This is a genomic window from Bacillus sp. AY3-1 (assembly GCF_008368785.1).
Classification (GTDB): domain Bacteria; phylum Bacillota; class Bacilli; order Bacillales; family Bacillaceae_G; genus Bacillus_A; species Bacillus_A wiedmannii.
In genome coordinates this window covers 61,451-77,500 of sequence record NZ_QORZ01000007.1, presented here as the reverse complement: position 1 = coordinate 77,500, position 16,050 = coordinate 61,451, and the positions used below count along the sequence as shown (strand labels likewise).

The following is a 16,050-nucleotide window of genomic DNA, read 5'->3' as shown; positions in this document are numbered from 1 at the left end:
AAAAAAGAATCCTTCATTTAGAAGGATTCTTTTTTATCCAAAAATTTGCGCTGCAATACTGTATAGTTCCCCATTTCTTTTCAAAAATTGATCACTATTTCTCATCATAATTGGCGGTGTATTAACCTTTTGAAAACCAGCAATCTCTAACTCTTTCAGAAAATCGTCCTTTCCTTTTGGTACATCCATTCTTAATCTCCCATCATGCCCTCTTGCTAAAGCATGTACTATTCTCATTGCCATTGCATCATTTTTAGCAACGATCGGTCCTATTATTTTATTTTCTGGCGTTTGTACACTTATACCGTATCCTACTACATTTTCTTTTGTATCCTTTATAACGACACACTGATCACTTTGCATAATTCTTTGTTTTAAAAACACGTTTCGACTTGTTCCAAATGCGCCTTCATCTATTTTTATTATTTCTTCTAAATCCCCCTCTTTATAATTCATCACATATTCTTCATTTCCTTGACAGTTATAATTCGTATTGTACGAGTTACATATGTATTTAGAAATATAGCTCACTGCCCTAAATCCTAACTTTTCGTATAAAGGCTTCCCCTCATCTGTAGCAATCAGCATAATTGAAGTTCGAGCTGATACGCTATTCATGCAAGAACTCGTTATCGCCTTTCCAATCCCTCTTTCCTTATAATCCGGATGGACAATTACCATTCCTATTGACGCTAACGCCTCTCCGTATAATATAATTGCAGCGCTTGCAATCAGTTCTTTTCTCTCATTCCATACGCCATATACAATACCTGAATTAAAAATCGTTTCAACTTCTTCTCTGTTATAATCCCAACCAATATAAGAAGATAATGCAACAATATCATTTATATTATCTTTTCTAAGACGCTCCACTCTTATTTTCAATCCAATCATTCTCCAACCCCTTATTTAGACATTTAAATCATTATTACTAAATCAACTTGTACATGTTTCCCTTTATTTGTCACACACATATCCTATTTTGACCAAGACTATATTGTAAATGAGGTGACAACATGCCCATTACGAATCGATTTTCTACCACCACAAACGGCGCACTCGCTATTACAGGAAATACTTTAGGCTTAAGTAAAATTAGTAATCAAAACCGTGCTGGTACAATCGGGGCAATTGGTGCATTCGCAACTACGAATACCGCTTTACAAGTACCTACTTTTCCTGCTGGTACAACGTTAAACTATACACAAAATAGTTCTACCGCTATTTTAAATATCCCTGCTGGTAGTACGATTCTTTACGCAGAACTCATTTGGGGTGGCAACTATTTATCTCGTGATCAAAACATTACGAATGTTTTAGGAAACCCTGTTTCTTTTACAACACCTGTTTCAACATACTCAATTACTCCTTCTGCTGTTACAGCTTCTAATCAAACATTCGTTTCCGGATCCGTCACATTTGGATTCTATACACGTTCTGCAGATGTAACATCTCTCGTTCAAGCTGGAGGATCTGGCTCTTATACAACCGGCTCTGTCCCTGGACTTGTGGACCCTATAGATGCTTCTAACGGAACAATTAATTCGGCTGGATGGACACTTATCGTCGCTTATCAAAACGGAACATTGCCTGCAAGAAACTTGACGATTTATGTAGCAGGTAACCGTGTTTCCGCAGAAACTGGTAGTGCCGATGTATCTGTCTCAGGATTTTTAACACCTTCAGGGGGACCTGTAAGCGGGAGATTATTTTTAAGTTCTACGGAAGGGGATGCTGATTTAACTGGGGATCAAGCTTTATTTGGACCAAATTTCAGTTCATTAAACGCTTTATCTGGGCCAAATAATGCGATAAATAATTTCTTCGGTTCTCAAGTTAATAATGCTGCTGGAAATTTAGATACAACTGGAACATTTGGCACACGAAACCAAAGCGCTTCTACAAGTACAAATATATCTGCAGGAAGACAAGGCTGGGACATTACTTCCATTGATATTTCTCCTTATTTAACAAACTCCCAAGTGTCTGCCGCAATCCGTTTAACAACTAACGGAGATGCATATATGTTAAATACAGTCGGCTTACAAATTAATATAAACTCACCAAATATACAAGCAACGAAAAGCGTAAATAAAAGTGTTGCAGCAATTGGAGATATTCTAACTTATACAGTTACTATCCCTAACACCGGGCTCCTTCCCGCCAATAATGCTATTTTTATAGATAGTCTCCCTAACGGTACTTCTTTTATACCCGGCAGTGTAACAGTAGATAACGTACCACAAACAAATGCAAATCCTACCGCCGGTATATCTCTTGGAACGATTAATAATAGTGCTTCTCGTACAGTAACTTTCCAAGCAACTGTCGTTTCTCTCCCAAATCAAAATCCAATTTCTAACACTGCTAATATTACATTTCAATATACACCAATCGCCGGAGGAACAACTTTTAATGGTCTTGCAACAAGCAACTCTGCTGGAACGCAAGTTAACCTCGCAGATATTAATGGTACAAAATCAGTTAACAAACTTTTTACCGATATTGGTGAAACGTTAACTTACAGTATTGCCTTAGCTAATATAGGAAATATCGCCGCAACTAACGTTATATATACGGATCCGATTCCTAGCGGGACTACTTTCATTCCAGGGAGTGTAACTGTTAACGGAGTTACTCAGGCTGGAGCAAATCCCGCTACTAGTATATCAATTGGATCTATTGCCGCAAATTCCACTACTACTATTTCATTTCAAGTATTCGTTCCGTCTATCCCCCAAACAAATCCAATATTAAATAGTGGAACAACAACATACCAATACATTCCTGTGCCAAATCAACCGGCAGTAAGTGGGACTGATACGACGAATATTGTCTCCACTCAAGTGAACAATGCTACTGTAACAATGACGAAAGCAGTAGATAAAAATTTTGCAGATATTGGTGATACATTAACTTACACCGTTTCCTTTACAGGTACAGGTAATACGAATGCGAACAACGTTATTTTTACAGATATCATTCCTACCGGAACAACTTTTGTCCTTAACAGTTTAACAATAGATGGCACGACACAAGTGGGCGCAAATCCCGCTAGCGGTGTGAACATTGGATCGATCCCAACTGGATCAACAAAAAACGTTTCATTTCAAGTAGTAGTAAACACAATACCCGCGTCAAATGTCGTATCTAATGGTTCAAGTGCTTCTTATCAATATACCGTCAATCCTAGCCAATCACCCGTTATGAAAAACATTTCTTCTAATCTCGTTTCCACCCAGATTAACAATGCGAATTTAACATTAACAAAATCAACAAATAAACAATTTGCTACAATTGGCGAAACAATCAGTTATACAATTCTTATTACAAACAGTGGAAATACAGCCGCAACTAACGTGCAACTAACAGATCCACTTCCAAATGGAACGATATTGACTCCTGGTACTGTAACACTAAATGGAGTTTTGCAAAATGTAAATTCTCTCGTCGCTTTACCTATCGGAACAATTCCTGGCGGAGCTACTTTTACTCTTTCTTTCCAAGTAACAGTCATTAATATTACCGCCCAAAATCCTATCATTAATAATGCTTTCGCTTCTTATCTATATACTGTTAATCCAGGTCTGCCACCAACTTCAAAAACAGCAAATTCTAATTCTGTTACATCAACAATTAGACTAGCAAACCTTCAAGCTACGAAGTCTGTAGATAAAACATTTGCGGAAGTTGGAGATGTATTAACTTATACCTTTGCTCTTACAAACGATGGAAATGTTACGGCGAACAATGTAGTACTATCCGATTCAATTGCGAATGGTACTGCCTTTGTACCAAACAGTGTTACAATTAACAATGTTGCTCAGCCAGGTGTTACACCAGCTAGCATCAATATTGGTAGCATCAATGCAAATACTACAATTACAGCTTCATTCCAAGTATTAATAACTAGTATTCCAAACCCAAATCCTATTTCGAATAGTGCCTCCATTTCCTATAATTTTATCGTTGATCCAAATGCATCTCCTGTAAGTAAGAACACAACTTCAACCACTACATTTACTCAAGTAAATGACGCAAATGTCATTTCAGCAAAAACAGTGGATCGAGCGTTCGCTACCGTTGGGGATGTATTAACTTATTCCATTCTTTTAACGAATGCAGGAAGCGTTACTGCTGATAGTCCAACTTTCGTAGATACAAATCCAGATGGCACTATCTTTATTCCAAACACTTTCCTTATTAATGGTGTGCTACAAAATAATGCAGATCCGAACATTGGTGTTCCGTTACCTCCCATTCCTGCTAACGGTGAAATTACTGTTTCTTATCAAGTAACCGTCACTGCTTTACCTACACAAAATCCAACAACAAATTCATCTAGTACACAGTATAGCTTTATTCTAAATCCAGGCGATCCACCAACTATAGAAACCTCTTTAAGTAACACTGTAAGCACACAAATTAATTTAGCAAATGTAGTTATTGTCAAACAGGTAGATTTAACTATTGCTGATGTTGGGCAACCAATCACATATACAATTGCCTTAGCGAACCCTGGGAATACTCCAGCGAATAATGTAGTTGTTACCGACATACTCCCTCCTGGTACGACTCTTGTACCAAATAGTATTTTTATAGGCGGCGCTTTACAGCTAGGTGCTGATCCAAGTGTTGGTCTTCAAGTTGGAACAATTCCCGCAGGTGGAATTACAACCATTGTTTTTCAAATTAGTGCAAATAGTTTACCTTCACCAAATCCAGTTCAAAATAGTGCTGCACTACAATATAGCTTTATCGCAGATCCAAATTTACCTGCTGTTGTTAGAAATGCCACTAGCAATATCGTAACGACACAAATTAACACCGCAAATCTTGTTGCTACAAAACTAACAAGTACAAATTTCGCTGATGTTGGCGATGTCATAATTTATGCAACAATTTTAACGAATAACGGCAATATCCCTGCCACTAATGTAACGTTTACAGATATCATTCCAGATGGTACCATCTTCCTTCCTAATACTGTAACGATTAACGGTGTCCCTATAGCAAATGCAAATCCTGCTAACGGCATTTTGATTGGTACGATAGGAGCGAATTCATCACGTACTGTTGCATTCCAGGTTTTTGTACCAACTATTCCTAGTGTAAATCCGATTACGAATCAATCGAGCACTACATTCCAATACACGTACGATCCATCTAAACCAGTTGTAATGCAGATGGTGGCCTCTAACACTGTACAGACAACTATTAATAATGCTACGATTACCTCTGTAAAATCTGCAGATAAACAGTTTGCGAACGTAAATGATATTATTACGTACACGACTACTTTAACGAATAACGGAAACACACTTGCATCAAATATAGTATTTACAGATGCTATTCCAAGCGGGACATCTTTTATTCCAAATAGTGTAACAGTAAACGGCACTACACTCTCTAATGCAAATCCAGCAAATGGCATAGCAATTGATCCGATAAATCCTAATACAAATACAATAATTTCATTTCAAGTAATAGTAAATTCAATCCCTAGTCCGAATCCAATATCGAACCAAAGTAACACAACATATCAATATGTCGTAAATCCTAACTTACCTCCAGTATCCTCTAATGTACTAAGTAACGTGATAACAACTCAAATTAATAACGCTACGATTATCGCTACGAAATCAGTGAACACACCGACCGCTGCAATTGGAGATATCGTTACTTATACGATTGCAGTTACGAACACAGGAAATATCCCTGCTAGTGCTACAGTTTTAACAGATGGACTTGGACCAGGCGCATCCTTCATCCCAAATTCCGTTACGATAAATAACGTTTCCCAACCTGGATTAGACCCGTCATTAGGTATTCATTTAAACGATATTTCACCAGGAGGCACTACTTTCATTACATTCCAAGTGAAAATCCTCGCTATTCCACCTAGTGGAACTTTAACGAATAATGCTCTTGTAAACTACGAATATGCAGTGAATCCAACTGAAACACCAGCTGTTGGTAGTACCGTAACAAACACGACAGTTACACCGATTGTTGATGCTACTTTAGTAATAAATAAAAATGCTAGTACAACTTTTGCTACAATCGGAGATACAATTACATTCACTTCATCTGTTATAAACACAGGAAATACTACTGCAAACAACATTATTTTTACAGATACAATTCCAAACGGTACTGCCTTTGTCCCAAATAGTTTTAAAATAAACGGTGTAACCGTCCCGAATGCAAATCCACAAAACGGTATCAATATTGGTAACTTGAATGCAAATGCATCGATTACACTCAGTTTTCAAGTAAACATTACAATACTTCCAAACCCTAATCCAATTCCGAACAAATCATCGCTTCAATATAGCTTTATTGTTGATATAAATGAACCGCCTGTTTCACGAACAGTTCAATCCAATAAAACTTTTACACAAGTAAATACTGCTTCCGTTATCGCAACAAAAACTGCGAGCAGTGCATTTGCTGCTGTTGGAGATACAATTACGTATACAACTACCCTCACTAATAGCGGAAATACTAACGCAAACACACCTGTTTTTATCGATATATTACCACCTGAACTTTCATTCGTTCCTGATAGCTTACAAATTAATACCATCCCACAACTTGGATTTAGACCAGATAGCGGGATTTCTTTAGACCCTATTCCAGTTGGAGGAACAACAACAATTAGCTTTCAAGCTATCGTTGGCTCAATACCAGCTACAAATCCAACATTGAACCAATCTAGCACAACATACTCTATCATTGTTGACCCTACCCAACCACCGGTGACAGAAACAGCTACAAGTAATCCAACTTTAGTTCAAATTAACGAAGCAATCATTCAAGCAACGAAAAGTGTGGACCGTATCTTTTCTGACGTCGCACCTGGAAATTCATTTTTAACGTATACTGTTTTATTAGAAAATATAGGGAACACAACTGCTACGAATATCATTTTTACAGATCCGATTCCAAATAATACAGTATTTATAGAGGATAGCGTTCGAGTAGGTGGGGTTTTATTACCTGGAGTAAATCCAGCGAACGGGATACCAATTGGGGATATTATTGCAGGAGATTTTATAAACGTTACCTTCCGTGTGCAAGTAGTTAGCATCCCAAATCCTATTTTTACAATCGGACCTGGAGGACCAAACTCACCAGTTGTAAACGGCGCTTCCATTGATTATCAATTTATGACAGGAACTAATTTACCACTTGTTTCAAGAAGTACGATATCTAATTCTGTTTCGACACAAATAAATTCTGGGGAAGTTGTGGCAATCAAATCTGTAGATAAAATTTTCGCAACGATTGGCGATACAATTTCCTATACAATTTCATTAAGCAACCCTGGAAATGTCACTTCACAAAATATACTTTTCACGGATATTTTGCCTGATGGAACGCCATTTATATCTGGTACTCTTGTAAATGATTCTGGTGCTCAGCAAATTGGAAACCCCGCTAACGGAATTCAAGTTGGAAATATAAATCCTGGCAGTACGATTGCTATTACGATAAACGTACTTGTAACAAACATTCCAAGTATAAATCCAATTTCAAATTTTAGTTCTGTACAGTATTCACATGTGGTCGATCCTAGCCAACCTGCCGTATCACAAACGAATATATCTAATACTGTTTCGACAACTATTAATAGTGCTATATTAACTACTACAAAAAGTGCTGATAAATCCATTCTTTCTGTCGGAGATACGATTACGTATACAACTACTATTACAAATACAGGAAATACTGCAGCAACGAATATTACTTTCACAAGCGCTATTCCAGCCAACACTACATTTATACCAAATTCGGTCACAATCAATGGTATGCAGCAACTTGGTGCACGGCCAGCACTTGGAGTCAATATACCCAATATCGCTCCTGGCGAAACAGTAACCGTTACTTTCCAAGTAACTGTTATTTCTATTCCCCCTTCAAGTTCAATTATGGATAACGATACAATTTTATACTCTTATACCGTTGATCCAAGCGCAGCTCCTGTTACTACTTCTACTTCAACGAACAGCGTTACAAACCCTGTACTAGATGCTATGATAACGATGATTAAATCAGTTGATCAAACACTTGTAACACTAGGTGATACTATTACCTATACGACACTTTTAACGAATAGTGGGAATACAAATGCTACGAATATTACGTTCACTGACCTTATTCCAGACGGTACAACGTTCGTTTTGGATAGTGTCACAATAAATGGCATCACACAAATTGGTCTTAATCCTAATACAGGTATTACAATTGGATCAATTGCTCCTAACAGCTCAATAGCAATAGCATTTCAAGTTACCGCTACTTCTACTCCTGTTCAAAATCCTATTGCCAATTCGGCTAGTGCTTCTTACACATTTATCACTGACCCTAATGCCCCTATTGTTTCAAGGAATGTTACTTCAAACACAGTGTTCACTACAATTAACACAGCTATCATTCTTTCATTAAAACAAGTCGATAAATCCTTTAGTCGTATTGGAGACACACTCACCTATACTGTTACTTTAACAAACAATGGAAACTCATCTGCACAAAATGTTATTTTCTCAGATACAATGCCGAGCGGAACTACATTTATTGCAAACTCATTTTCTATTAACGGGGTTTCTCAAAGTGGTGCGGACCCATCGAACGGAGTAAATATTGGGCCTATAACAGCTGGGTCTACAGTAACTGTTTCATTCCAAGTAAACGTGGCGTCATTACCAACCGAGAACCAAATTGTAAATTTCTCATCAACATCGTATCAATTAGTCTCACCGCCTGATCCAGAAACTTCAATTAGTAATCCCGTTTCAACGCAAATTAAAGAAGCTATATTATCCATGACGAAAAATGAAAGTGTCTCCTTTGCAGATATCGGGCAAACTGCTTTTTATACTACGTCTATTTCGAATATAGGAAATACGGATGCCACTAATATTGTATTTACAGATGCATTACCAAGTGGACTCACATTTGTTCCTAACACATTAACAGTCGATGGCGTTTTACAACCAAATGCGAATCCAAATACAGGTGTAGTACTTGCAACACTTCCACCAAATGAAATATATAGTATCGTATTTCAAGTTACGGTTAACAGCATCCCACCTATTAATCCTGCACCAAATACAGCAGTAACGACGTATGAGTTTACTGTTGATCCAGGGAATCCGCCAGTATCGAGTGCAGCTACCTCCAACACGACACTTCTTCAAATAAACAACGCAAATATTATTAGCACAAAAACAGCAGATCTTACTTTTGCGGATGTTGGTAATACAATAACATTTACACTTAACCTTCCTAATACTGGAAATGCGACTGCAACTGATGTTACCGTTATCGATATACTTGATAGCAATTTAAGTTTCGTTCCAAACAGTTTCACAGTTAATGGGCAAACCATTCCAAACGCTGATTTATCTACTGGTGTAAATATCGGTTCAATTAATGGTGGAAACACATCAATTGTCACATTCCAAGCCATCGTTTCAACCCTGCCAATCAACAATCCTATTTCTAATTCGGCTCTTACCACTTACCGTTATATTGTTGATTCAGATCAGCCGTTCATTTCGACTTCCAATCAATCTAATACAACGACAACACAAGTTAATAGCGCTATCCTTACTGCACAAAAAAATTCAAATGTGGAAACAGTAGATATTGGGCAAGATATTGTATACTCAGTTACGATTACAAATAGCGGCAATGTTAGTGCGACGAATGTTATTTTTACCGACCTAATTCCAGATGGAACTTCCTTTGAACCGAATAGTTTTACACTTAACGGAACTACCATCCCAAATACAGACATAATGACTGGCGTTCCAGTTGGAGATATCGCACCAAACCAGTTTGTCATCGTAGCATTTCATATTAATGCCAATGAAATTCCACCTATAAATCCAATTACCAATCAAGCTAGCATTAGCTTCCAGCATATCGTTAATCCAGCTAATCCTCCCGTTTCAAAAAATATTACTTCTACTACTGTTTCCACAAAAATCGAAAGTGCAATTTTAAACACAATTAAAATTGCAGATAAAGCTTTTGCAACGATCGGTGATACGATTACGTATACAACTACGATTACAAATACGGGAAATATTTCTGCTAACAATGTTATCTTCTCAGACCCTTTACCGACATGGACACAATTTGTTACAGGATCAGTTATTGTTGATGGCACTCCATTACCATCCGCTTCTATTATTAATGGCGTTGGTATAAATACAATCACTCCAAATCAAACTGTAACAATCATATTCCAAGTTCAAATCGTAAGCAATCCAACAACATTCACAACTGAACTCCAAAACTTAGGATTTGTAAACTTCCAATATAACGTAGGAAATGCATTACAAGCTCAGCCTGGCAATGTGGAAACGAACGTCTTCGTTACTTCTATTAATTCAGCAACACTTTCAGCTGTAAAAACTGCTAATACAGCCTTTGCGAATATCGGAGACACGATCACTTATACAGTTTTACTTCAAAATAGCGGCAATACAAACGCTACAAATGTAAATTTCTCAGATTCTATTCCAGTGGGAACGACTTTTGTTGAAAATAGTTTCACTGTAAATGGAAGTACCATCCCAGGTGCAAATCCAAATAACGGAGTGAATATCGGAACCGTGAATACTGGTAGTTCCTCAACCGTTACGTTCCAAGTCATAGTTACATCTACTCCACCTTCGAACCCAATTACAAACGTTGCATCTATTCAATACGAATTTATAGTTGATCCGACTGCTCCTCCTGTTACCGGCACAATAAATTCTAATAGTGCTTCCACACAAATTAATAACGCGACTGTTACAACTGTTTTAGAAGCAAATCGTACAATCGTATCTACCTTAGATATAATTACGTATACAGCAACATTAACGAATACTGGAAACTTCCCTGCAAATTCTGTATTACTCATTAACGGAGTTCCTGAAGGGGCATTATTTGTTCCAAATAGTGTCACGCTTAACGGGATTTCACTTCCAGATGCAAGTCCAACTCTCGGTATTCCAGTTGGTATTATCGCACCAGGTGATTCTGCTACTATTACGTTCCAATTTCTTGCAAGTTCTATTCCACCACAAGGAGCGATTATAAATCAAGCACTTACAAGTTACACTTATATTGTCGACCCAAGTCAACCTCCAGTTACAGCAACATCTTCATCTAATACGGTAAATACAGCTGTCGTTGATGCATCGCTATCTGTAATTAAAAATACAGATTCTCTCGTACAATCTACTGACGGTACAATCACTTACACGGTAGTCGTTCAAAATAACGGAAATACAACTGCAAATACAGTTACTTTAACAGATTTGGTCCCAGAAGGAACTGCATTTATTCCGAATAGCGTAACCATAAATGGTGTTTCAGCTCCGGGTGCTGATCCAAACGTAGGAATCTCCTTAAACGCCATTGCACCTTCAGAAATCGTCACCGTCACATTCCAAGTTATCGTTCAATCTATTCCAAGCGTGAATCCAATTTCTAATATAGCCCGTATTGACTATACTTTTATCGCCGATCCAACTGCTCCTATCATCTCTCGAACAATTACATCTAATCCAGCTTTCACACAAATTTCGGATGCGAATGTTCTTTCTTTAAAAGCTGTCAATGCACAACAAGCAACAACTGGTGACATTTTAACCTACACGATAACACTAGAAAATACCGGAAATATTCCTGCTAGTAATCTAATATTTTCAGATACGCTTCCAGAAGGGACTACATTCGTAGAAAATAGTTTTACACTTAACGGAACAGCTATACTTGGTGCAAATCCAAATGCAGGTGTTACTTTGCCTAACCTAGTAGCAAACGCTACTCACCTTATTTCGTTTCAAATTCTTATTAACGATTCATTCTCGCAACAATCGATTACAAATCAATCTAATACAACATATACAAGTCAACCAGACCCAGGACAACCGCCTATTACTGAAACATCTACAAGTAATATTGTCATTACAAATTTCGTGCAAGCACAATTGACAGTTACAAAAACGTCCAATCCAATAACTGTAGATATTGGTGGAACTATACTTTATATTTCTGAAGTGAAAAATATCGGTAATGTTGACGCAATAAATATTATTTTTACAGATTCTATTCCAGCTGGGACTACATTCGTTCCAGACAGTGTCACAATTAACGGTGTGCTTCAGCCTGGTGCAAATCCTGAAAATGGAATACCAATTGGAACGATTCCACCAAACAGTTCCAAAACAATACTATTTCAAGTACAAACAAATAATCCACCAACTGAAACCGAAATTGTAAATCAATCATCTGTAAACTACCAATATGTAAGTATCCCTACAGCTCCACCAGTGAATCGATCTGCAAATTCTAATATCGTTACAACATCACTTCAAAATGCAAATATTATTTCTGTTAAACAGGCGGATGTTACTTTCGTATCTATCGGGCAAAATATTACCTACACAAATACACTACAAAATATAGGAACTGTTCCAGCTAACAATACATTGTTCATTGACAACATTCCAGAAGGTACTATATTCATTGAAGATAGCTTATCAATAAACAATGTAATTCAGCCTGGTGCGAACCCTGAAAATGGAGTAACTCTCGGCACGATACAACCAGATGAAACAGTCACTATTTCCTTCCAAGTACAACTTACAAGTGTACCAGAGGGCAACACAGTCATTAACATTTCAGACACTTCGTATGAATACCAAATTGACCCTAGTTCTCCTATTATTCACCGTAGATCGTTATCAAATGCTGTAAATACTGAAGTGCGGACGGCAAATGTTAGTGCAATTAAATCCGCTAACAGGTCTATTACACGCATCGGTCAAATTATCACGTATACAGTCGCCGTTACAAACGCTGGGACAGTACCTATTACAAATACTCTCCTCATTGACGCAATTGCTGCTGGTACAATATTCGTTCCAAATAGCATCCTTGTAGATGGCGTACCAAGACCTAATGAAAATCCAGTTACCGGCATCAATCTTGATATAATTCTTCCAAACAATACGATTATTGTTACGTTCCAAGTAAATGTAGTCTCTATACCTTCTCAAAATAACATTAATAATATCGCTATCATTCACTATGAGTATCAACCAGCCCCAAGCTTACCACCAATTTCAGAAACGACCTCTTCCAATACTACAAATATACAATTTATTGATGTTATTCTTATCGCTACAAAATCCACTAATAAAGTATTAGCTAATATTGATGACACCATTGAATATACAGTATTCATTCAAAATAACGGATCTACTACAACTAACTCTATCTTTTTTACAGATATCATAGAAGATGGAACAGTATTTATTCCGGGAAGTGTAACAGTTAACAACACTGTACTTCCTGCAGCAGATCCAAATATCGGCTTTTCCATTCCTAATATTACGTCAGATCAAGTGACAACAATAACGTTCCAAGTGTCTGTTACGAATTTACCTGCTATAAACCCAACGCCTAATACTGCAAACATCGTCTACGACTTTATTTTCAATCCTGACTTTGCACCAATTCAAAAATCGACTACTTCCAACACTACTTTCGTTCAAATTAATGATGCTGATATCGTTTCACTGAAAACTGTTGATTTGAATTCTGTAACGATTGGTGATATTTTAACTTATACTACAACTTTAACGAATATAGGAAATGCAGATGCTACTGCTGTTGTATTTACAGACAATATTCCTGTTGGAACAACCTTTATAGACGGTAGCGTTTTAGTAAATAATATTCCTCAGCTTAACGCGAATCCAAGTACTGGTATACTTGTAGGAACGATTACTCCTAACGCTTCTATCCCTGTCACGTTTTCCGTTACTGTGGTATCTCTTCCAGCTAGCAGTCGTATCCAAAACCAATCAACTTCTCGTTATACGATAAACGGAGAAGAACAAATATCGACTAGTAACATTACCTTCACTGAAGTTATTTCTGCTAATGTAATTGCAACAAAAACAACACCTATCCAATATGCTGACCTACAAACGATTATCCCTTACACAATTTCCATCACAAACAATGGGAATATACAAGTAGAAAACATTATCGTTACAGATACCATCCCAGCAAATACGAGCTTTATAGAGAATAGTGTTATTGTGAATGGCACCGCTCGTCCAAATGACAATCCACTTAACGGGATACAACTTGATAACATTCCATCTAATACAACAGCAACTATTCTATTCCAAGTACGGGTTATTTCAATTCCGCAAACAAATCCAATCTCTAACACAAGTACAATTGAATACCAATACACGTTACCGAATCGACCACCTATTACTGAAACTATTATTTCATCAGCTGCCATAACAGAAATTCATCACGCAAATTTGAATAGTAATAAAGCTGTTGACCTTGCATTTGCAACAGTCGGTGACACGTTAACGTATACGATTACACTCAATCAAACTGGTAATATTGCGGCAAATGATGTAATCATTCAAGATATTATTCCTCAAGGTACTACGTTTATAGAAAATAGCGTTATTGTAAACGGAGAAACTCTTCCGGGAGTTAATCCAGTAAGTGGCATACCAATTGGCACTATAATTGTTAGTGGAGATGCTATCGCTTCATTCCAAGTTTCTGTAACTTCTATCCCAACATCAAATGAACTCAACAACAACGCAATTACTACCTTTAACTATATAGTCAATCCAAATAACGTACCTGTTACGAATACAACTACAACAAATACCGTCACAACAACTGTCCAAAATGATAATGTCTTTGCTATTAAGTCTGTTGATGTAACGAATGCCTTACCTGGTCAAACTGTAACGTATACAATCACAATTACAAATAGCGGTAATGTAACGATTGAAGATCTTCTTGTCATAGACACGGCACCAGTAGATACAACCTTCGTTACGGGCAGCGTTACGATTAACGGAATCAATCAACCTAATGCAAACCCTGAAAATGGTATTACATTAGGAAACCTTGCTCCTAATGAATCTACTATCATTACTTTCCAAGTAACAATATCTCCTTCGACTCTTCAATCTGCAATTAATAACGATGCTTCTGTTTCCTATACTGTTACCATTGATCCGAATGAACCGCCTATTACAATTACAAAGCAAACAAATACCGTTACAACAACAGTAGTTGACCCGTTAGTTAGCATTGAAAAAACAGCTGATAAATCTATCGTAGCAACAGGAGATACTATAGCTTTCACATTAGAATTAATAAATCATTCACCAATTCCTACAATCAGTACTTCCGCCCTAGATATAATTCCAGCTGGTACAACATTTATAGAAAACAGCGTAACAATTAATGGTACTCCGGTTCCAAATGTTCGTCCAGATACGGGTATTAATATCGGCGCTTTACCTGCAGATGGAGTAGCAACGATAACATTTAAAGTTCTGGTATCTTCTATTCCTTCAAACAGTACAATTATCAATTCCGCTTCCGTCACAGCCGCCTTCCAATTGACACCACAGGACCCAATTATTACTTTTATTGTTCATTCAAATACCGTTCGTATACCAGTTCAATTTATAACTACAACAGTCACGAAAAATGCTTCCGTCAGCTCGGCTTATTTAAAACAGTATTTTGATTATACGGTGCGTATTACAAATACTTCTGATATTTCACTTTCAAATGTTTCATTACAAGATACCATTCCACTAGGTTTACAATTTATGAACGGCACTGTCTTTATTAACGGCGAACGCTCTCCACTAGCGAATCCGAATATCGGTTTCCTAGTCGCTACTAATTTGGAACAAAACGAAACAATTATCGTATTATTCACAGTACAAGTGATAAGTCCACCTGTTAATAATGAATTTAAAAATACGGCGGATATTTCTTTACAACTTCAAGTCTCGCCTACCGATCCACCAATTACAGTAACCGTTACAAGCAACGAAAACATCGTCACTTTTATTCCAAAAAATCCTGATGAAACACTTCCAAATTTCAATTGTTTCTTTGACGGCGAACGTTTTATACGCATTACTCCTCGAAATATACGAAATTACTTTTGGACTTGGATTTGGTGGCGTTAAT

The 16,050-nt window shown here is 37.2% G+C and carries 2 protein-coding genes; one reads left to right on the top strand and one right to left on the bottom strand.

From position 1 onward, the window contains the following. Positions 1-33: 33 nt before the first annotated feature. Entirely contained in the window at positions 34-894 is an 861-nt protein-coding gene (locus DN389_RS04020) for a GNAT family N-acetyltransferase (protein WP_098191015.1), read from the bottom strand. Between the two features lie 122 nt (positions 895-1,016). Here DN389_RS04020 and DN389_RS04015 point away from each other — a divergent pair, with 122 nt between their 5' ends. Further along, the gene (locus tag DN389_RS04015) at positions 1,017-16,049 is read left to right on the top strand and encodes a DUF7507 domain-containing protein (protein ID WP_149236834.1); all 15,033 of its coding nucleotides are present in this window, start codon (positions 1,017-1,019) and stop codon (positions 16,047-16,049) included. Position 16,050: the final 1 nt, after the last annotated feature.